The 21,374-nt window shown below is 71.6% G+C and carries 14 protein-coding genes; 11 read left to right on the top strand and 3 right to left on the bottom strand.

Going from position 1 to position 21,374, the window contains the following annotated elements; all coding sequences use genetic code 11:
- The first annotated feature begins 2 nt into the window (after positions 1-2).
- From A6A25_RS21710 to A6A25_RS44185, 7 genes are all read left to right on the top strand, one after another.
- The gene (locus A6A25_RS21710; protein WP_073892770.1) at positions 3-929 is read left to right on the top strand and encodes a carbohydrate ABC transporter permease; all 927 of its coding nucleotides are present in this window, start codon (positions 3-5) and stop codon (positions 927-929) included.
- 29 nt (positions 930-958) lie between these two features.
- Complete coding sequence (locus A6A25_RS21705; RefSeq protein ID WP_073892768.1) at positions 959-1,774, top strand: carbohydrate ABC transporter permease; 816 nt, start codon at positions 959-961, stop codon at positions 1,772-1,774.
- Positions 1,775-1,802: 28 nt separating this feature from the next.
- On the top strand, positions 1,803-3,695 hold the full coding sequence (locus A6A25_RS21700) for a glycoside hydrolase family 127 protein (protein WP_073892752.1): 1,893 nt from the start codon (positions 1,803-1,805) through the stop codon (positions 3,693-3,695).
- 38 nt (positions 3,696-3,733) lie between these two features.
- On the top strand, positions 3,734-5,440 hold the full coding sequence (locus A6A25_RS21695) for a CBM35 domain-containing protein (protein WP_198932804.1): 1,707 nt from the start codon (positions 3,734-3,736) through the stop codon (positions 5,438-5,440).
- Between the two features lie 64 nt (positions 5,441-5,504).
- A complete protein-coding gene (locus tag A6A25_RS21690) occupies positions 5,505-8,306 on the top strand; it encodes a beta-L-arabinofuranosidase domain-containing protein (RefSeq protein ID WP_073892750.1) in 2,802 nt (933 codons plus the stop codon).
- Positions 8,307-8,491: 185 nt separating this feature from the next.
- Positions 8,492-8,992 carry a SigE family RNA polymerase sigma factor gene (locus A6A25_RS21685; RefSeq protein ID WP_380735386.1) on the top strand — a complete coding sequence of 167 codons (501 nt, stop codon included), beginning with the start codon at positions 8,492-8,494 and terminating at the stop codon, positions 8,990-8,992.
- Positions 8,989-9,843, top strand: a complete 855-nt coding sequence (locus tag A6A25_RS44185) for a hypothetical protein (protein ID WP_073892748.1) — start codon at positions 8,989-8,991, stop codon at positions 9,841-9,843. The genes A6A25_RS21685 and A6A25_RS44185 overlap by 4 nt, the downstream gene beginning before the upstream one ends.
- A gap of 67 nt (positions 9,844-9,910) precedes the next feature.
- Here the strand turns inward: A6A25_RS44185 and A6A25_RS21675 are convergent, their stop codons facing one another.
- Positions 9,911-13,375 carry a S8 family serine peptidase gene (locus A6A25_RS21675; RefSeq protein WP_073892746.1) on the bottom strand — a complete coding sequence of 1,155 codons (3,465 nt, stop codon included), beginning with the start codon at positions 13,373-13,375 and terminating at the stop codon, positions 9,911-9,913.
- A 113-nt stretch (positions 13,376-13,488) separates the two neighbouring features.
- The gene (locus A6A25_RS21670) at positions 13,489-14,667 is read right to left on the bottom strand and encodes an extracellular catalytic domain type 1 short-chain-length polyhydroxyalkanoate depolymerase (RefSeq protein ID WP_083668537.1); all 1,179 of its coding nucleotides are present in this window, start codon (positions 14,665-14,667) and stop codon (positions 13,489-13,491) included.
- A 334-nt stretch (positions 14,668-15,001) separates the two neighbouring features.
- On the opposite strand from A6A25_RS21670, the gene A6A25_RS21665 reads away from it, so the two are divergent.
- From A6A25_RS21665 to A6A25_RS21655, 3 genes are all read left to right on the top strand, one after another.
- Positions 15,002-16,075 (top strand): polysaccharide deacetylase family protein, encoded by a 1,074-nt coding sequence (locus tag A6A25_RS21665; RefSeq protein WP_073892742.1) that lies wholly within the window; start codon positions 15,002-15,004, stop codon positions 16,073-16,075.
- Between the two features lie 499 nt (positions 16,076-16,574).
- Entirely contained in the window at positions 16,575-16,994 is a 420-nt protein-coding gene (locus A6A25_RS21660; RefSeq protein WP_073892740.1) for a YciI family protein, read from the top strand.
- Positions 16,991-18,280 (top strand): RNA polymerase sigma factor, encoded by a 1,290-nt coding sequence (locus A6A25_RS21655; RefSeq protein ID WP_198932821.1) that lies wholly within the window; start codon positions 16,991-16,993, stop codon positions 18,278-18,280. The genes A6A25_RS21660 and A6A25_RS21655 overlap by 4 nt, the downstream gene beginning before the upstream one ends.
- On the opposite strand, the gene A6A25_RS44845 is transcribed toward A6A25_RS21655, so the two are convergent.
- The gene (locus tag A6A25_RS44845) at positions 18,264-20,249 is read right to left on the bottom strand and encodes a serine/threonine-protein kinase (RefSeq protein WP_073892736.1); all 1,986 of its coding nucleotides are present in this window, start codon (positions 20,247-20,249) and stop codon (positions 18,264-18,266) included. The two genes, A6A25_RS21655 and A6A25_RS44845, sit on opposite strands and share 17 nt — an antisense overlap.
- 205 nt (positions 20,250-20,454) lie before the next feature.
- Between A6A25_RS44845 and A6A25_RS21645 the strand changes: the two genes are divergently transcribed.
- The gene (locus A6A25_RS21645; RefSeq protein WP_073892734.1) at positions 20,455-21,348 is read left to right on the top strand and encodes a trypsin-like serine peptidase; all 894 of its coding nucleotides are present in this window, start codon (positions 20,455-20,457) and stop codon (positions 21,346-21,348) included.
- Positions 21,349-21,374: the final 26 nt, after the last annotated feature.

The raw sequence follows: 21,374 nt of genomic DNA, 5'->3' as shown, positions 1-21,374 counted from the left end.
CGATGGCGACCGTCACGCAGGCCCGGCCGCCCGCGCCGACCCGACCGGTACCACCGGCCCGTCGTCGCGCGACCATCGCCGGCGCGCGGCGCAGGCTCGGCCTGCTCTACGCGAGCCCCATGGCGTTGCTGGTGGTGGTGCTGTTCGTCGTCCCGCTGGTGCTGATGGTGTGGATGTCGTTCAACCACTGGCCGCTGTTGGGCGCGTCGGCGCCGAACGGGGTGGAGAACTACAGCGCGTTGCAGGACCCGCTGTTCCTGCGGGCGGTCGTGTTCACGCTGAAGTACACGGCCGTCACGACGGTGGTGCTCGGTCTGGTCGCGTTCGGCCTGGCGCTGCTGGTGCAGGAGACCCGGCCGGGCGTCGGCGCCTACCGGACGGCGTTGTTCCTGCCGAGCGTGGTCGGTCTCGCGTCGACCAGCCTGTTGTTCTACGGGTTGTTCAACACCGAGGCGTCACCGCTGAACGAGCTGGTCCGGTTCCTCGGCCTCGGCCCGCTCGACTGGCTCGGTTCGACGGACAACGCGCTCGCCTCCACGGTCGGCATGATCACGTGGCGGTTCGCCGGCTTCTACATGCTGATCCTGATGACCGGCCTGCAGAGCATCGACCCGCTGCTCTACGAGGCGGCGCGGGCCGACGGCGCGAACCGGTGGCAGATCCTGTGGCGGGTCACGCTGCCGCTGCTGCGGCCGACGCTCGCGCTGACCATGGTGCTGTCGCTGACCGGCTCGCTGCTGGCGTTCGACCAGTTCTTCATCCTCACCGGCGGCAGGCATGAGACGGCCACCGTGGTCATCAGCGTCTACCGCGAGGCGTTCCTGTCCCAGGACCTCGGCCGGGCCGCGGCGGTGTCCGTGGCGATCCTCGCCGTCCTCATCGTCGTCAACGGCGCGCAGTTGCGGCTGCTGCGCCGCGGCGGCCGGTGACCGCTCCCACCGCAAGGAGATCAGGCGCCATGTCCCGCGCGCGCACCGCCGGTTTCCACGTCACCGGCTCCGCCCTCGCCGTGCTGTTCCTGCTGCCGATGCTGTGGACGCTGTACTCGTCGGTCAACAGCAGGCGTGCCGCCGACGGCGGGCCGGGCTGGGGCCTGGACAACTACGAGCGGCTGGCCGACTACGGCAGCGGCCTGGGCACGTACCTGGTCAACACGCTGGTGGTGGCGCTGGTCGCGGTCGCGGTCACCGTGGTCACCACCACGCTGGGCGGGTACGCGCTCGCACGGCTGCGGTTCCCGGGCCACAACCTGCTGTTCGTCGTCACGCTGGCGATCCTGATGGTGCCCTACACGACCATCCTGGTGCCGCTCTACCTCCTGCTCGGCTGGATCGGCCTGCAGAACTCGCTGATCGGCCTCGGCCTGGTGCTGGCGGTGTTCCAGCTGCCGTTCGGGTTGTTCATGATGCGCAGCTCGTTCGAGGCGCTGCCGCGCGAGCTGGAGGAGGCGGCGCTGATCGACGGCTGCACACCGGGCAGCGCGTTGTGGCGGGTGCTGCTGCGCGGTGTGCTGCCGGGTGTCGTCACGGTCGGCCTGTTCTCGTTCCTGGCCGCGTGGAACGAGTTCGTCGCCCCGCTGATCTTCCTCACCGACGGCGCGAAGTTCACGCTGCCGGTCGCGTTGTTCAACCTCCAGTCGGGCAGCCTCGGCTCGGTCGACTTCGAGGCGCTGCAAGCGGGCGTGGTCACGTCGGCGCTGCCGTGCGTCGTCGTCTTCCTCCTGCTGCAACGGCATTACGTCCGCGGTTTCACCTCCGGCGCCCTCAAGGGCTGACCTCACGGGCTTGGAAGGAACACCCCTCATGACCGAACGCCAAGGTCCCGTCCGGCCGACCCCGACCGCCACCTCCGCGTTGCGCCCGGTCGCGCTCGACGGCGTCACCTTCGCCGCCGACGGCTTCTTCGGCCGGTGGCAGCACCGCAACGCCACGGGCACCCTGCCGCACTGCGTCGAGCAGCTGGAGGTCTCCGGCGCGCTCGACAACCTGCGGCTGGTCACCGGCGAGACGACCGGCGAGTTCCGCAACATGTGGTTCGCCGACTCCGACGTGCACAAGACGCTGGAAGCCGCCGCGTGGCGGCTCGCCTCGGACCCGGACGACGAGCGGCTGCGGGCGTTCGTCGACACGACGGCCGAGCTGCTGGCGAAGGCGCAGGGCGACGACGGCTACCTGAACTCGTACTACACCGTCGTGAAGCCCGAGCAGCGGTGGCTCGAACCGCACTACGGCCACGAGCTGTACGTGGCGGGGCACCTGATCCAGGCGGCCGTCGCCGCCGCACGGGCCGGTGTCGGTGCCGAGCTGGTCGCGGTGGCCCGGCGGTTCGCCGACCTGCTGGTCGACCGGTTCGGCGGCCCGGACGCGCCACCCGGGCTGGACGGCCACCCCGGCGTCGAGACGGCGCTGGTCGAGCTGTACCGGGTCACCGGCCACCGGCCGTACCTGGACCTCGCCCGGCGCATGCTCGACTCGCGCGGCCGCGGCCTGCTCGACGGCGCGCGCTTCGGCTCGGCCTACCTGGTCGACCACGTGCCGGTGCGGCAGGCGGAGGAGGTCACCGGGCACGTGGTACGGCAGCTGTACCTGCTGGCGGGCATGGTGGACGTCGCCGTGGAGACCGGTGACGACGAGCTGTTCGAGGCGGCGCGCCGGTTGTGGGACGACGCGTTCGGCCGCAAGACCTACCTCACCGGCGCCCAGGGTTCGCGGCACCGCGACGAGGCGTTCGGCGACCCGTACGAGCTGCCGGCGGACCGCGCGTACGGCGAGACGTGCGCGGCGATCGCCAGTGTCCAGTGGAACTGGCGGATGCTGCTGGCCACCGGTGAGTCCCGCTACGCCGACGAGCTGGAACGCGCGCTCTACAACGCGGTGGCGGGCTCCACGTCCGAGGACGGCACGCACTTCTTCTACTCCAACCCGCTGCACCTGCGCACAGGCCACGACGGGTCGCACGAGGACGCGCCGTCGCAACGCCTGCCCTGGTATACGTGCGCGTGCTGCCCGCCGAACCTGGCACGGCTGGTCGCGTCGCTGCACGGCTACGCCGTCACGACCGACGACACGGGCGTGCAGCTGCACCTGTACTCGGCGGGCACCGTGCGCACCGACGCGGGCGAGATCGTCGTGCGCACCGAGTACCCGTGGGACGGGCGCATCACGCTGGACGTGACCGGGGCGGCGCCGTTCACGCTCGCCCTGCGCGTGCCCGGGTGGTGCGCCGAGGCGTCCGCGCTGGTCGACGGCGTGCCGGTCGACGTCACCCCCGAAGGCGGCTACCTGCGGTTGCACCGCGACTGGTCGGACGGCGCCACGGTCACGCTCGACCTGGCCATGCCGGTCCGGGTGGTCACCGCGCACCCGCGCGTGGACGCCGTGCGCGGCTGCGTCGCGTTGGCCCGCGGTCCGCTCGTCTACTGCCTGGAGCAGGCCGACCTGCCCGCCGACGTCGTGCTGGAGGACGTGCGGCTCGACCCGGCCGCGCCCGTCGACCGGACCGCGTTGCCCGCCGTCCCGGTCGCCCTGACCGCTCGCGGCGCGGTCGTGCCGCCGGACAGCGACGCCCTCTACCGCACCGCAACCCCCGAGGACTCCGCCACCGCGCTCACCATCACCGCGATCCCCTACTTCCTGTGGGGCAACCGGTCGCCCGGTCCGATGCGCGTCTGGATCCCGACCACGACCACGGGATGACACACACCCCTCCCCCAACCCCTTGAACGAGGTGCACGGTGCCAAAGCCGACACTGCGAGCCGCGTTAGCGGTCTCCGCCCTCGCCGCCACCACCCTGGTGGCCCTACCGCTCCACTCCGCCCAAGCGGCGGGCAGCACGCTGGTCGTGGACGCGGCCGTGCCGTTCCGGCCGGTCACGCACGCCGCTTCCGGCGGGCTGTACGCGTTGGCCGAGAACAACCGGCCGGCGGACTCGATGCTGCTGCCCATCAAGATGCACACCCTCACCCAGCCACCGCCGCGGGTCGGGCAGGCTCCCAACGGCCAACCGCCCGGCGGTGATGCCCTCCTCGTGGCACCGCAGGCGGACCGCGTCGGGGCGGCGCAGGTGATCCGGATGCCGGACATCTACCGCGACTTCCCGTACCGGTGGGTCAGCTGGAACGACTGGTTCGCCAAGGTCGACCAGATGGTCAACGACCGCCTGGCCGCCACCACCGTCAGCAACATCACCGCGTACGAGATCTGGAACGAGGCCGACTGGACCTGGAACACCGCCGCGGCCGGTGACTTCAACACCGGCTGGACCCGCACCGTTCAGCGCATCCGCACCCGCGACGCCGTCACCCCCGTCGCGGGCCCCGGCGACTCGCACTGGAACCCCACCCGGATGCGGGCCTTCCTCACCAACGCCCGCGACACCAACACCCTGCCCGACATCGTGGTGTGGCACGAACTGGGGCACACCACGCCGTACATCGCGGCCAACGTGGCGGCCTACCGGGCCATGGAGGCTCAGCTCGGCATCAGCCCGCGGCGCATCTTCATCAACGAGTACGCCGAGCGGGACGAGATCGACGTGCCGGGCCGCGTCACCAACTACATCGCCAAGCTCGAACGCGCCGGGGTGTGGGCCGCCGACCGGGCGTTCTGGTACGAGTACGGCACCGTCAACGGCCTGACCCACAACAACCAGCCGACCGCCTCGTGGTGGCTGTACAAGTGGTACGGCGACATGGCGGGCAACATGGTCCGCACCACCCCACGCGCCCAGACCGGCCTGGACGGCTTCGCCTCCTACGACAGCACGCGCAAGCGGGTCGACGTGGTCTTCGGCGACGAGTCCGGCACCAACAACGTCCGCGTCACCGGCCTCGGCGCCCTCGGCGGCACGGTCCGCGTCCGCCTGGAGTCCACCCCGGGCTCGGGCCGCTTCACCAACGTGTCCGCACCGACCACGCTCGCCAACACGACCTACACCGTCACCAACGGCGCCATCACCGTCCCGGTGCCGAACATGTCCGCGACCGCCTCCTACCACCTCGTGGTCGAGCCGACCAGCGGCGTGCCGTCCTACCAACAGCGGTACGAAGCGGAGAACGCGTCGGTGTTCCGCGCCGAACGGCTCTCCGCGACCAACGCGTCCAACGGCGGGTACGTCGGCCGGATCGACAACACCGGCGACCCGCGCACCGCGAGCTACGTCGACTTCATCGTCAACGTGCCCACGGCCCGCAACTACACGATGACCGTCGGGTACGCCAACGGCACCGGCGCCACCGCGACGCACGGCCTGGCCTACAACGGCAGCGCCTGGAGCACGATCAGCTACCCGCCCACCGCCGGGTGGGGCCAGTTCGGCGCCACCGTGAGCACCACCGTCGGCCTGCGGGCCGGCTACAACGTGATCCGCCTGGCGAAGGGCTCGCCCTACTTCGCCGGCGGCACCGGGTACGCGGAACTCGACTACATCCAGCTCACCTGACCCGCACGGCGGTCGGCGGTGCGCGACGCGCCGCCGACCGCCCACGCCCCTCGAGAGGTACCTCATGGCACAACCCGTAGACCGGCGAGTCTTCCTGCGCGCCACGGCGCTGGCGGCGGCGACGCCCCTGGTCGCGTCCACCGTCACGGGACGGGCGGTGGCGGCCGCGCCCGTGGCCGCGGCGTCGACGCTGCCACCGCCGGCGGCATGGCGGGTCCGGCCGTTCGCGCTGGACGACGTGACGCTCGGCGACGGCCTCTTCGCCGCGAAGCGGGACCTGATGCTCGACTACGCCCGCGGCTACGACGTGGACCGGTTGTTGCAGGTCTTCCGCGCCAACGCGGGCCTGTCGACGCGGGGCGCGGTGGCGCCCGGCGGCTGGGAAGGGCTGGACGGCGAGGCCAACGGCAACCTGCGCGGCCACTACACGGGCCACTTCCTCACCATGCTGTCCCAGGCGTACGCGGGCACCGGCGAGCAGGTCTACGCCGACAAGATCCGGTACGTGGTCGGCGCGCTGGCCGAGGTGCGTGACGCGTTGCGGCGCGACCCGGTGCCGCTGAGCGTGCCGGGCAAGTTCGGCACGGCGGTGGAGAACCCGCGCGGCAGCTACCGGTTCTTCGACCTGCCGCCGACCGTGCTCGCGGGCACGCCCGCCGTCACGATCTCCGCCTGGGTCAAGCCGGAGCACGACACCACGTGGGCGCGGGTGTTCGACTTCGGCAACAACGTTTCCCGGTACATGTTCCTGACGCTGCGCAGCCACCTGAACCGGCCGCGCTTCGCGATCACCCCCAACGGTCCGGGTGCCGAGCAGGTCATCGACGGCACCGGGCCGGTGCCGGTCGGCCGGTGGCACCACGTCGCGGTCACCATCGAGGGCACCACCGGCTCGCTCTACCTCAACGGCGAGCGCGTCGGCGTGAACACGAACATGACGCACAACCCGGCCACCCTGGGCGCGCTGCGCAACCACTGGCTCGGCAACTCGCAGTTCAGCGCCGACCCGGCCTTCGCGGGCGCGTTCGACCAGGTGGACCTCTGGTCGCGGGCGTTGAGCGCCGACGAGGTCGCCGCGCTCCAGCACACGCCCGCGCGGGGCGACCTGGCGTCGTACTCGTTCGACGAGACCGGCGGCACGGTGATCGCCGACGCGTCCGGGCGCGGTCAGCACGCCACGCTGCGGCGCACGTGGGGCGGCCCGAGCCACCCCGGCTTCCTCGCCGCCTACCCGGAGACCCAGTTCATCACGCTGGAGTCGATGACCAGCGGCAACTACACCGTCGTGTGGGCGCCGTACTACACCGCGCACAAGATCCTGCGCGGCCTGCTGGACGCCTACCTCAACACCGGTGACGAGCGCGCGCTCGACCTCGCCGGCGGCATGGGCGACTGGATGCACTCGCGGCTGTCGAAGCTGCCGAAGGCCACGTTGCAGCGGATGTGGGGCATCTTCTCCAGCGGCGAGTTCGGCGGCATCGTGGAGGCGATCTGCGACTTGCACGCCCTCACCGGCAAGGCCGAGCACCTGGCGCTGGCGAAGCTGTTCGACCTGGACCGGCTCATCGACTCGTGCGCGGCGGGCACCGACATCCTCGACGGGCTGCACGCCAACCAGCACATCCCGATCCTCACCGGCATGGTGCGGCTGCACGACGAGACCGGCGAGCAGCGGTACCTGACCGCGGCGCGCAACTTCTGGGACATGGTCGTGCCCAACAGGATGTACGGCATCGGCGGCACGAGCACGGCGGAGTTCTGGCGGGCGCGCGGCAGCATCGTCGGCACGTTGAGCGAGACCAACGCCGAGACGTGCTGCGCCTACAACATGCTCAAGCTGAGTCGGGTGCTGTTCTTCCACGAGCAGGACCCGAAGTACATGGACTACTACGAACGCGCGCTCTACAACCAGGTGCTGGGGTCCAAGCAGGACCGCGCCGACGCGGAGAAGCCGCTCGTCACGTACTTCATCGGCCTGCTGCCCGGTCACGTCCGGGACTACACGCCGAAGGCCGGGACCACGTGCTGCGAGGGCACCGGCATGGAGAGCGCGACCAAGTACCAGGACTCGGTGTACTTCGCCAAGGCCGACGGGAGCGCGCTGTACGTCAACCTCTACAGCGCGTCCACGCTGAAGTGGGAGGAGAAGGGCGTCACGGTCACCCAGACCACGGACTACCCGGTCGAGCAGGGCACCACGATCAGCGTGCACGGCGGTGGGCGGTTCGACCTGCACCTGCGCGTGCCGGGGTGGGCCTCGGACTTCCGGGTCGAGGTCAACGGCGAACGGGTGCCGCGTGCCGCGGTGGCGGGTTCGTACCTAACGTTGTCGCGGACGTGGCGCAGCGGTGACACGGTGCGCGTGTCCATCCCGTTCCGGCTGCGGGTGGAGCGGGCGTTGGACGACCCGGCGACCCAGACGTTGTTCTACGGCCCGGTGAACCTGGTCGCGCGGGACGCCCGCCGGACGTTCCTGGAGTTCGGGCTGTACCGCAACGCCGGGCTGTCCGGCGACCTGCTGCCCAGCCTGACGCCCGTGCCGGGCAAGCCGCTGCACCACGTGCTGGACGGTGTGGAGTTCGCGCCGTTCTTCGAGGGCACCGAGGACCCGACGCACGTCTACTTCCGCCGCCGTGAGCCCCGGATCGCGTTCGGCGGTCGGGACTCCGGCGTGGCGAACCCCGGTCGCGGCGACGGGACCACGTTCCTGGACGAGGTGTGGGCCGCCGCGCCGTTCCGGGCCAAGGGCCACCTGATCCAGCACGTGAGGGCGACCGCGGCCACCTGGGTGTCCGCGGGCCTGCTCACCGCCGAGGACGCGGCCAAGGTGGTGAGCGCGGCGCAGGACGCCACCTACGCGGCCTGAGCGTCGCTCCCACGTGCGATTCTCTTCCGCCGAAGGGCCGGTGTGGGACCTTCGGCGGAAGACGCACGGGCAGGTGATCTCGGCGCTCGGCACTCCGATGGGACTTCTTTGGCCCCGGCGTGCAACGGATCGGGCGGGTTCTCCGTTGAGGGGCGTGATCACAAGCCAAGTGGCCGATCGGGAGAGTGCCGATGGAGTTCGGTGAGTACGTGGTCGGGCGGCGTCCGGCGCTGATGCGGTTCGCCACGGTGCTGACCTGCCAGACCTGGCTGGCCGAGGACATCGTCAGCGACGTGCTCGGTCGTGCCTACGAGCGGTGGGACCGGATCTCGGGGATGGCCGAGCCACACGCCTACGTGCGGCGGATGGTCGTCAACGAGTACCTGTCCTGGCGACGGCGGCTGGCCCGCACGTCGCCCCGGGCCGAGGTCGAGCCGGACGCCCCGTTCAGCGACGGCGCCGACGAACGGGCCCAGCGCGACGCGCTGATCCGCAGGCTGGCGCGTCTGCCCCGGCGCCAGCGCGCGGCGGTCGTGCTGCGCTACTACGCCGGGCTGTCCGACGCCGAGATCAGCGCCGAGCTGGGCTGCCGGGTGACGACGGTGCGCAGCCAGATCTCCCGCGCGCTCGCCACCCTCCGGGTCGACCTCACCGCCAACCCCCACACCTACCAGGAGACGAGATGACCGACCTGCGCGCGCTCAACGACGCCTTCGAGGAACTGGAGCGGCGGGCCGACGTCGCCACCGCGACCGGGTCGTTCGACCTGCCGCACCGGAACCGCGCGCGAGCGTCCCGGCTGGTGCCGATGGCCCTCGCCGCCGCCGCGGTGGCCGGCCTGGTGACCGGCGCGGTGCTGCTCGTGCCGGGCGACGACCCGGGCACGCAGGCGGCCCAGCCCGGCGGTTCCACGACGACCGCGCCCGTCACCACCACCACGGCGACGCCACCGCCACCGGCCTACGACAACCCCGAGCTGCTGGCCGAGCGGTTCCGGGCCGTGCTCGGCGACCTGGCCACGTTCACCGTGACCGAGACCGGTCCGGGCGCCTCGGTGATGACCCTGCCCGATAAGCCGATCACCGGCACGGCACCGACCACCACCACAGCGCCGACCACCACCACGGTGCCGATTTCCACGGCGCCGACCACCACGGTGCCGATCGACCCGGGTTCCCAGCCGAAGACCGTCGGCTCCTCGATCGTGGGAACGTTGACCTCGGCCGGGGTGACCGGCGGCTTCGACCTGCTGATGTACCCGGGCCAGGGCCGCGACGGGGCGTGGTGCGACGCCCCGGACGAGCCGAGCTGCAGCGTGCGCGAGCTGCCCGACGGCTCGTCGCTGGCCACCAGCCAGGTCGCCCTGGAGAGCGGGGGCGTGACCCACCAGGTCTCGCTCGTCCGCCCGGACGGCCTGGTGTTCGTCATGCACGTGAGCAACCGGCAGTCGCCCAAGGGCAGCGGCCCCGTGCTCGGCGCCCAGCCCCCGCTCACCGTGGAGCAGCTGGTGCAGATCGCCACCTCCGACCGCTGGTGACGGCTGAACGACGACGCTGACCACGACCGGGGATCGCGGGACCGCCCGCGATCCCCGGTCGCCGCGATCAGGCCCGGAGCCGGTAGGCCCGCAGGACCGTCTGGTCGACCGTGTTGCCGTCCGTGTCGGAGGCGACGACGCGCAGCGAGACGTACCCGCCCGGCTTGCCGCCCGCCGGGACGACCGACCGCACCGGCACCCAGTTCGCGCCGTCGTCGAACGACGCGAACGCCGTCAGCTCGCGCACGGTCGCCTTGCCCGCACCGGCCTGCCGTGACGCGGTGAACCGCACCGGCAGCGGCACACCGGCCCGTGCGCTGTTGCGGAGGTCGAGCGGGATCGCGTAGCCCACCTGCAACAACGGCAGCTTGCCCGGCGCGTCGGCCGCACTGGTGAAGCCCCACGTGGTGCGCACGTCGGTGGACAGCTCCAGCTGCGGCACGCCGCCGCGGGCCGCGTCGAGGGAGAGTTCGTAGCGACCGGGTTCGGCCGGCACGTCCCACCAGCCCCGGCGCGGGTCGTAGCCGACCCCGAGCGACACGCCGTCCCGCTTGAGCTCCATGCTGCCGTAACCGGTGGCAGTCCAGGACTCGACGGCGCTGCCGGTCGCGAACGGCGAGACCTTCGCCTCGATGCCGTTGCCGGCCCTGGTCACGCCACCGCCGGCCGCCCACTGCACGACCGACGTCCCGTCCAGCCGCGGCGCGGCGACCGCGGCGTTCCAGTCACGCCGGTACTGACGGCCCGGCTCGAACGCGGCGGGTTCGAGGTCGGACCAGATGCCGACCTGCGGATCGCGCGCGTCCACACCGAACATCCGGCCGATGAACCCTTCCTGGTACCAGCCGATGCCGTTGCCCGCGCTGTAGTACTCGGTGCGGGCCACGGGCGCGACCAGCGCCTCGTCCAACAGAACGCCCAGGTTGTCCACTGCGGCACCCCGGACCATCGGGTACAGGCGCTGGCGGACCAGGCCGTCCGCGCCCGAGGACCGGTAGGTGGCCTTGACCTCGGCCAACTCACTCCGCTTCACCCGGTACGCCTTGCCGGACGGCAGCGCGCCCCGCTCCGGGAAGAACAGGTTGTAGCTGACCGGCGAGGAGTCGATCGCGTGCAGCGCGACCACGCCGCCGATCCCGGCCAAGAGCTCCTCCGCGCCGTGGTCGGACGCCGACAGCACCGGCAACGCGGTCTGCGGGACGTTCGGGAACGGCAACGGCCCGAGCAGCAGCACGGCCGCCGCACCGGCGTCCTTCAGCTGCTGCGCCACCGCGTAGAGGTCCTCGTCGGTGCCTTCCAGCACGACGAGCGCGCCCATGACGTCACCGTCGCGCCTGGCGGTGCGGAACTCGTGCGTGCCGGGCGGGAAGTACGGGCTCGCGTCGGCGTAGCGCACCGGCAGTTCGAACCCGCCCAACGCCACCCGCGGCCGTGCGGCCTTGAGCGTGGTCGAGTACGTCAACTGCGGCAACGGGTCGCCGAACGACAGCCCGTACACCGGCGTGGAGCCTTCGACCGGCCCGGTGACGCCGGAGGTCTTGCCCGGCTCCGTGGGCACGCCCAGGTCGACTTCGCGGTGCAGCGGTCGCACGCCGTCGTCGCCGAGGTCGACCGTGATGGGCTTGCCCTGCCTCGCGTCCAGCTCCACGGTCACGTCGGCGGCCGTCGACACCTTGCCCGCGACCTCGGTGACGGAGACCGGCGTGTACCAGCTCGCGAGCGCGGAGTGCTGCTCGACCCGGCCGAGCACGGCGTAGTCGGACACCGGCAGCTTGACCGTGCCGCGGCCCTCGGCGTCGAGCGGGAGCGTGCGCGACTTTCCGGTCTTCAGGTCCACCAGCAGCAGGAACTCGTTGACCGGTGCCTTGCCGTCGCGCCCGGTGATCCGGACGGTCACCGCGTGGCGCTCCTCCTGCACGTACGCGCCCACCGAGGTGGTGACGCGGACGCCGTCGGCGGTCGCCTCGACGTGACCGAAGAACGTGCCGAGCCCCTTGCGGGGGTCGAGCCGCACGACCACCGGGGCGGTGCCGTGCGCGGGCACCGTGACGCTCGACGGCACGGTGAAGTCGGCGCCGAGGTCGTGCCGGAGCTGCAACGTGACCGGCTGGTCGCCGTCGTTGGCGTAGGTGATCGTCTTGTCGTGCACGGTCGTGTGCGGCCACTCCACCAGCCCGAACGACAGGCTGCCGACGTCCGCGCGCACCCGCTGCTCGACCGCGCGCCGCACGTCGAGCAGCCCCGTGCCGACGTGGTCGGGTGAGTCCGCGACCGGCTTGACCGATCCCATCAGGGCCGCCTTGAGCTGCGGCGCGGTCCAGGTGGGGTGGCGCTGCGCCAGGATCGCGGCGGCGCCCGCCACGTGCGGCGCGGCCATCGACGTGCCGGTCAGCCGCGCGTGCAGGTCGCCGACCGCTTGGTCCGGCAACGTGCCGTTCGCCCGTGCCGCCACGATGTCCGTGCCGGGAGCGGCGATATCGGGCTTCACCGCGTAGTCGCCGAGCCTCGGCCCGCGCGAGGACGATTCGTTCAGCCGGCCCTGCTTGGTGAGGTTCGCGACGGCCAGCGCCTCGTTCGCCGCGGCGGGTGCGGAGACCTTGCGGTAGGTGTAGTCGTTGCCCGCCGCGACCACGAACAGCGTGCCCGTCTCCGCCGTGAGCCGGTCGACGGCCAGCGACAACGGGTCCGTGCCGTCGCTCTGGTCACCGCCGAGGCTCAGGTTGACGACCTTGGCCTTGACCTCGCGGGCCGCCCACTCCATGCCCGCGATGACCGCGCTCTCCGGGCAGTCCCACGTGCCGCAGACCCGTCCGATGGCGAGCTTGGCGCCCTTGGCGACCCCGCTGTACGTGCCGCCGCGCCCGGCGACGGTGGCCGCGACGTGGGTGCCGTGGCCGACGTTGTCCTGGATGCCCTCGCCGGTGAAGTCCTCGGCCGCCACGACGACGTCCTTCAGCTCCGGGTGCTGCCGGTCGTAGCCGGTGTCCAGGACGGCCACGGTCACGCCGCCGCCGTCGAACCCGGCCTGCCACGCGCCCGGCGCGTCCACCATCGGCACGCTCTGGTCGAGCGTGATCCTGGCCTTGCCGTCGAGCCAGAGCTTGTCGGCGGTCTGGACGCCCACCTGGCGGTCCGCCCACCGCCGCGCGGCCTCCGACTTCACGACGGCGGCCGACGCACCCACCCCCGGGGTGAGCAGCGGGATGTGGTCGGTCTTCGCGTCGTCGTAACCGAAGTCGAGCAGGGCCGTGACGTCGAAGAACCGCTTGTCGACCCGGTCGTGCGCCAGGTCGTCGAGCGCGTCCTCCGGCACCACGAACTGGTGGTCCTCCTCGACGTACCGGACGAACCTCGCCCCCGGACGCCCCTCGATGCGGACGAGCGCCCCCTGCTCGTCCACGACCACCTTGTCGCCGGTGATCAACGTGATGGTCCGGGCCGCTCCCCCGACCACCGGCGCCGCCTGTGCCGCGACCGGGCTCACCAGCCCGGCCGCGAGCACGGCGACCACCAACCAGCGTGCGTGACGCACGTGTTGCCTCCCCAGTGATGAACGCGCTTTCCCGGAGGAGACTCACCGGGACGCTTCGAGGTTGCACTGGTGGGTGGAACACGGTCGTTCACAGTTGCGCGAAGGTCGACAGGTCAGATCGCGGAGCAGTCGGCTTTGTCCGTCCACTCCGTGCCGCACCGGTAGAGCGCGAAAGGCGTGTTGTAGCCGTAGCGCGTGCCCAGGGTGTTGTACTCGCCGACGTCGATCCGCTGGGCCACGTAGTGGTCGGTCGCGGTGGCGGTGACCGTGTCGGTGTAAGGCGGACGGGCGGTCGTGGTGGTGGTCGTCGTCGGGGTGACGCCGCCGTCGAGGCCCCAGAAGCGGGCCAGGTGGTAGGCGGTGCAGATGTTGACGTCCAGCATGTACGCGGCGGTGCCGCCGCACTGGGTGGTGCCGGTGCCGGGGTCGACGGGCTGGCCGTGGTTCATGCCGGTGATCGAGTAGTACTCGACCGTGCCGCCGTAGACGCGGTGCGGGTAGCCGGCCACGGTGTCGCTGACGTCCGGTGTCTGGTCGGTGCCGTTGACGTTCGTCCACTGCTCGACCAGTTCGGTGCCGTTGAGCGGCCGCACGGTGGTGTCGGCGGTGCCGTGCCAGATGGACACCTTCGGCCGCGGGCCGGAGTGCGCGAACGCCGCCCGGACCTTGTCACCCCACTGGGCGGGGCTGAGGTTCGTGCCGGGGTTCATGCAGCTGAACGCGGCGACCATCGACGTGGCGCACTGGTAGGGCAGCCCGGCCACGATGCCGCCGCCGGAGAACACGTCCGGGTAGGTGGCGAGCATGACCGCGGTCATCGCCCCACCCGCGGACAACCCGCTGACGTACGCGGACGTGGCGCCGTTGTCCTGTTTGGCCTTGTCCACCATCTGCTTGATGGACAGCGCTTCCCCGGAGCCGCGGCGGGTGTCGCCCGGCTCGAACCAGTTGAAGCAGGAGTTGGCGTTGTTCTGGGACTTCTGCTGCGGCACCACGACGGTGAACTTCCACCGGTCGGCCAGTTGCGGCCATCCGCTGGCCGGGCCGTAACCGGTGGCGTTCTGCGTGCAGCCGTGCAGGGCGACGACGACCGGACGGCCCGCGGGCAGCCCGGCGGGCACGTAGCGGAACATCTGCAGGTTGCCCGGGTTCGTCCCGAAACCCGTGACTTCCCGCAAGGTCGCGGCGGCGGCTGGCCCTGGCGAGGAGACCAGGTGGACCGCGGTGGCCAGCACCGCGACGACTGCCGCGGCGAGACCGCGAACGGCCCGGACAGGGCGACGATCCGACATGGGCGCATCCTCCACGTTAAGTGATGGCGGTCACGTGCGATGCGTCCGACGCTAGGAGCACCCGGCGCTGTCCGTCGCTGGTGACCCACGCCACTCTTCACGCCACGTCGGTGTGTGGGGCCGCCACATCATCACGCAACGTTCCGATACTTTCGACCCGCTCCGGGCCGCACCTACCCCGAACCGATCTCGCGTCGTACCAGCGCTCTTGCGTCTCTATAGGTGAATTTCAATCCTTGACGCCGACGATCATTCACCTTAGCTTTCGAAAGCATCAACCGGCTGCGTCGCAACTTTCGGGCCGCGTCGGTCCTGCTAGCCCTTGGAGGAAGTGATGTCCAGAACTGCTGTCACCGTCGCCGGCAGGCCGGTGGCGCGCGGCGCGCGGCGACGTCTCGCGGCCCTGGCCGGTGCGGTCGGGTTGCTGGGCGGGTTGGCCGTGGTGCTGCCGCAAACCGCGGCCGTGGCGGCCGACTGCTCCGGCGGCTACGTCGCGCTGACCTACGACGACGGCCCGATCGCGGGCAGCACCACCACGCTGCTCAACGCCCTGCGCTCGGCGGGCCTCCGGGCTACGTTCTTCAACCAGGGCAACAAGGTCATTTCCAATCAGGCACTGGCGCGCAGCCAACGCGACGCCGGGATGTGGGTGGAGAACCACAGCTGGTCCCACCCCCACATGACCCAGCTCAGCCAGGCCCAGATGACCTCCGAGATCTCCCGGACCCAACAGGCCATCCAGTCCGCGACCGGCGTCGCGCCCAAGCTGTTCCGCCCGCCCTACGGCGAGACCAACAGCACCCTCAAAGCCGTCGAAGCCCAGTTCGGCCTGACCGAAGTGCTCTGGAACGTCGACTCCCGCGACTGGGCCGGCGCGAGCACCGCCCAGATCGTCCAAGCCGCCTCCACCGTCCAGAACGGCGGCGTCATCCTCATGCACGACGGCTACCAGACCACCCTCAACGCCGTCCCCCAGATCGCCGCCAACCTCGCCGCCCGCAACCTCTGCGCCGGCATGATCTCCCCCTCCACCGGCCGGGCCGTCGCACCGAACACCCCGACGACGGGCCCCACGACCACCACCACGACGTCCCAGCCGGGCGGCGGCTCCTGCACCGCGACCTACCGCACGAGCCAGCGGTGGGGTGACCGCTTCAACGGCGAGGTGACGATCCGGGCCGGTTCCTCGGCGATCACCAGCTGGACCGCCACGGTGACCGTCACCTCCCCGCAGAGGGTGTCGACCACCTGGAACGGCACGCCGAGCTGGGATTCCAGCGGCACCGTGATGACCATGAGGCCCAGCGGCAACGGCAACCTCGCCGCGGGCGCGAGCACGACGTTCGGCTTCACCGTGATGGCGAACGGCCAGTGGGCCTCGCCGACCGTGACCTGCCGGACCCCCTGACGCACGCCGGTGTGCCCCGCACAGCGAAGTGAGGGGCACACCGGCGTGCTTGTGCTCAGGTCCTGAACGCCTGCGTGCCGCCCGGACGGCGGCTCACATGCCAGTGGCCTCCGAGAGGTCGGCCGGCGTGACACCGCGGGCACGGCGCAGCGCGCGCAGCCGCGGCCCACGGCGGTCAGCACGCGGTCCAGGTCTTCGTCCACCGCCCCAGCTTGCCGCACCGGCAAGATTGCTTGCCACTCCGGCGACTCGCGACGCACTGCCGGGACCGGTCGTCGCCGGCAGTGAGGACCACCTCCGACGGGTTCCCGCTGGTCACGTTGCTCCTCTTCGCCACTTGGGCGCGCCGTTCGACCAGGTGGATCGCCGCTCGAAGTAGGCTGCCCGCGCGGTCTGGAAAAAAGTTCGGCGGGTGTGTCGATCCACGGCTCGGCCCGTTCGACCTTGGGGTGACAGGGTCCGGAAAGGGCCCGGACAACGGCCGAGGAGACTTTCGACCATGAAGTACATGCTGATCATGCGCGCCACCGACGAGGCCTTCGCGTCGATGGGCGACATCGACTTCAACGAGATCCTGGAGACCATGGGGAAGTTCAACGACGAGCTGATCCGCGCCGGCGTGCTGGTCGCCGCGGAAGGGCTCGCCGACGCCGAGGAAGGCGTGGTCGTGGACTACTCGTCCGAGCCCCCGGTGGTCACCGACGGCCCGTACGGCGAGACCAAGGAGCTGTTCAACGGCTTCTACATCCTCAACGTCGCCTCGAAGGAGGAGGCCGTCGAGTGGGCCAAGCGGCAGCCCCTGACCGGGGCCGGTGTCAAGACCGAGATCCGCCGGGTCACCACGATCGACGAGTTCCCGCAGGACAACGAGTGGATCCAGAAGGAGAAGGCGTGGCGGGAAGCCACCGGGCAGCTCTGAGCGGGTCGACGTCGAGCGACCCCACCGGTCGCGGTGCGGTCGCCGCCGTCTGGCGGATCGAGTCGGCGCGGATCGTCGGTGCGCTCGCGCGCTACACCGGCGATTTCGCGCTGGCCGAGGACCTGGCGCAGGAGGCGCTGGCCGAGGCGCTGGTGACCTGGCCGCGCGACGGCGTGCCGCGCAACCCGGCGGGGTGGCTGCTCACCGTCGGCCGTCGGCGCGCGATCGACGGCTTCCGCAGGCGGTCCGCGCTGGACGAGAAGTACGCCGTCCTCGCCCGCGACCTGGGCGAGGACGGCGCCGCACCGGGTGACGGCGCCGACGACGTGCTGTGGGACCCCGACCAGATCGACGACGACGTGCTGGCGCTGATGTTCATCTCGTGCCACCCCGTGCTGTCGCGGGAGGCGCGGGTGGCGTTGACGCTGCGCGTGGTCGGCGGTCTGACCAGCGACGAGATCGCCAAGGCGTGCCTGGTGCCGACGGCGACCGTGCAGGCCCGGATCACGCGGGCGAAGAAGACGCTCGGCGCGGCCGAGGTGCCGTTCGAGGTGCCGACCGCCGAGGAGCGGACCGCGCGGCTCGGCTCGGTGCTCAACGTGATCTACCTGATCTTCACCGAGGGTTCGACGGCCAGCTCGGGTGACGATCTGATCCGGTTCGACCTCGCGGGTGAGGCGCAGCGCCTGGCCAGGGTGCTGGCCCGGCTGGTGCCGGACAAGGCCGAGGTGCACGGCTTGCTGGCGTTGTTGGAGCTGACCGCGGCGCGGTTCCCGGCCCGCACCGGGCCCGACGGCGAGCCCGTGCTGCTGGAGCACCAGGACCGCCGCCGGTGGGACCGTGCCGCGATCCGCCGGGGACGTGCCGCGCTGGCCCGTGCCGAGCAGGTCGGCCGGGGGCTGGGCGCTTACGGGCTGCAGGCGGCCATCGCCGAGTGCCACGCCGTGGCGCCGTCGGTGGAGGAGACGAACTGGGAGCGGATCGTGCTGCTGTACGAGGCGCTCGGCCGGCTCGCGCCGTCACCGGTGGTCGACCTGAACCGGGCGGTGGCGGTGTCCATGGCACGGGGACCCGCCGCCGCGTTGCCGATCGTGGACGGGCTCGCCGGTTCCGAGGCGCTGGCGAACTCCTACCTGCTGCCCAGCGTGCGCGGCGAACTGCTCAGCCGGTTGGGGCGGGCGGACGAGGCGCGGGCGGAGTTGGCGCGGGCCGTGCGGTTGTGCGGCAACGACCGTGAGCGGGCGGTGCTGGAGGGCAAGATCGCCGACCTCACGGCATCGGGGTGAGGATCATGGTGTTCCACCAGTAGCCGAGCTGGTCGAGCGCGTCCGGGTCCAGTGCCGTAGAGGACCTCAGCACGCCCGTGGTCGAGGTGCGCGTGTCGACCCACCACAGCTGACCGACGCCGTCGGCCACGAAGCACGTCGTGTACTCGCCGGGGACGGGACCGCTCACGGACCGGTAGTACAGGGCGTAGTGGGCCGGGCGGGTGAGGGGACGACAGCCTCCGGACTCGTCCTCGCGCGGGATGCCCCTGGCGTCGACCAGTGCCTTGAAGTGGGCGTCCTGCGCGGCGCGATCGGTGAACAGGTGGAACACCGCTTGGTCCGGGGGTGCGAAGCGGAAGTGCTCCTGGTTCGCCTTGGTGCACGTGACGGTCGCCGCGACGCCCGCGCCGGTTGACGGCGTGGGCGCGCAGGTCGGGTTGCCGCGGTAGACCCCGGGCAGCCGGTCGAGCAGGACGGTGACCTGCTGGTCGACGGCCACGGTGGTGGCCGTGGTCGTCTTGGCGGTGGTCGTCTTGGCGGTGGTCGTCTTGGCGGTGGTCGTCTTGGCGGTGGTCGTGCCGGAGGCGGAGTTCGCGAGCCTGCGGTCGCCTGCCCAGTCCACCGACCAGACCAACACCACCGCCACGATCGCCAACGCCACCGCACCGGCCACGATCGGCGCCACTTTCCGGCTCGACGTCCGCGTGGCAGGCGGTGCGGGAGCATTCATCACGCCGCCTTGCGGACCTGACTGCAAAGTTGCAACAAAATGCGGAACCGACCGCGGACCGGACTGCCGCGGACCGGCGTGCGCCTGGCCGGCGGGCGGCGGAGCGGCAGGACGTGAAGGTGCGGCGGAGGGTGGCGACTCACCGGCCAGTGGCGAGGAGTGCGACCCAGGGGCGGATGGCGCGGGCGGCGCGGAACCGGCGGCGACGTGCGATGGGGTTGGCGGAGGCGCGGAAGCAGGCCCGGCGGCCAGGCCAGGCGGAGTGGGCGCGGAAGCAACGGCGGGCAAGGAACCGGCGGCGAGCTGAGGCGGCGACGCGGCGGCGAGGTGCGGCGAGGCGGCGGGCTGAGGCGGCGACGCAGCGGCGAGGCCAGGTGGAGTCAGTGCGGGCGCGGCGGCGAGGTGCGGCGGAGTAGTGGCCGGCGAGGCGGTGGCGAGAGGTGGGGTGGTGAGTGCTTCTGCGGCGGCGGTGGCCAGGGCGCCGGCGGTCGGGAAGCGGTGGGTCGGGTCCTTGGCCATGCCGTGCCGGATCACGTCGTCCAACGCGCGTGGCACGGCCGGGTTGGTCGCCGAGGCGGCGGGTGGTGGTTGTTGGAGGTGGGCCCAGAGGAGTGCGGCGGCGCTGTCCACCTCGAACGGGCGGTGGCCGGTGACGCACGCGTGCAGCACGCAAGCCAGGGCGTAGACGTCCGCGCGGCCGTCCACCTGGCCGTCGCCGAACCGTTCCGGCGCCAGGTAGTCCAAGGTCCCGATCACCGCGCCGGACGCGGTCAGGTGCGTGCCGGCGGGCAGCACGCTGCGCGCGATGCCGAAGTCCACCAGGTACACGAAGTCGTCCGGCGTGACGAGGATGTTCGACGGCTTGACGTCCCGGTGCACCAGGCCGTCCGCGTGCGCGGCGTCGAGCGCGCCCGCCACCTGGGCGATGATCCGCACGGCCCGGTCCGGGTCCAGCGGACCGTCCTCGAGGACCGCCGCGAGGTCACGGCCCTCCACCAGCCGCATGTCCAGGTAGAGCCGGCCGTCGATCTCGCCGTAGGCGTGGATCGGGATGACGTGCGGCTCGCGCAGCCGTGCCGCGATCCGCGACTCGCGCCGGAACCGGGCGCGGAACTCCTCGTCGTCGTTGTGCACGGCGGAGAGCCGCTTCAACGCCACCACGCGGTCGTGCGCCGTGTCGTGAGCCCGGTGCACCTCGCCCATGCCGCCGCGCCCCAACAGCTCACCGACACGATAAGGCCCGAACGCCTCCGCCATGACTCTCCCGGTTCCGCCACGCCGCCACTGCAGGACCGACGCGGATCACCGGTGAAGGGTTCCACACCGTCGAGTGCCCGCCACCACGTCGGTCTCGGAGCCGGCAGGACTTCTCACCCATTCGCCGGAAACGGTGGGGCGTTGCGCTGAGTAACTTCCAGTGCACGGTCCCTGCCGTTGATCGACCCTCGAAAGGTGGAAGATCATGAACCGTGCCGTGAAACGACTGGTCACCCTGGCGAGCGCGCTGGCCCTGTCGTTGATCACCGTCCCGGCGACGCCGTCCGCCGCCGCACCCGGCGCCTACTGGACGCCGGAACGGATGCGCGCCGCCGTTCCGCTCGACCTGCCCACCGCACCTCTCTCCGCACTGCGCTCCACCGTCCTGACCGGCGAACCCACCACCGTCGCACCACTGGCCTTCCCCCACGGCGGCGGCGCGTGGACCGGCGGCGGAGCCGTCGTGCGGACCGCCGGCCGGGTGTTCTTCACCTACCAGGGCCGCAACGCCTCGTGCAGCGGCAACGCCGTGACCAGCGCCAACAAGAGCACCGTGATCACCGCCGGGCACTGCGTGAAGCTCGACGGCGCCTACCACACCAACGTCGCGTTCGTCCCGGCCTACGACAGCGGCAACGCCCCGTACGGCACGTGGGCCGCTCGCGCCACGTTCGCGACACCGCAGTGGCACGCGAGCGAGGACATCAACTACGACATCGGCGCCATCGTCGTCGGGCAGCTGAACGGCCAGTCCCTCACCGACGTCGTCGGCGCGCAGGGCATCGCGTTCAACCTGCCGAAGGCCGACAACACCTACGCCTTCGGCTACCCGGCCGCGGCCCCTTACGACGGCAGCAAGCTCATCTACTGCAGCGGGCGGACGTTCAACGCCTTCCTCAGCAACGGCATCGGCATGACCTGCGACATGACCGGCGGCTCGAGCGGCGGTCCGTGGTTCCGGACGTTCTCCGAGGCGACCGGCACCGGCACGGTGAACTCCGTGAACAGCTACAAGATCAACCTGTTCCCGAACTGGATGTTCGGCCCGTACTTCGGCGCCGACGCCCAGAACCTCTACAACCAGGCACAGGCCGCCTGAGCCGGGCCGTGGGTCGGGCCCGGTGC

It is taken from the genome of Saccharothrix sp. CB00851 (assembly GCF_001905065.1).
In the GTDB taxonomy this organism is placed as follows: domain Bacteria; phylum Actinomycetota; class Actinomycetes; order Mycobacteriales; family Pseudonocardiaceae; genus Actinosynnema.
This window is presented reverse-complemented; position numbering and strand designations above follow the sequence as displayed.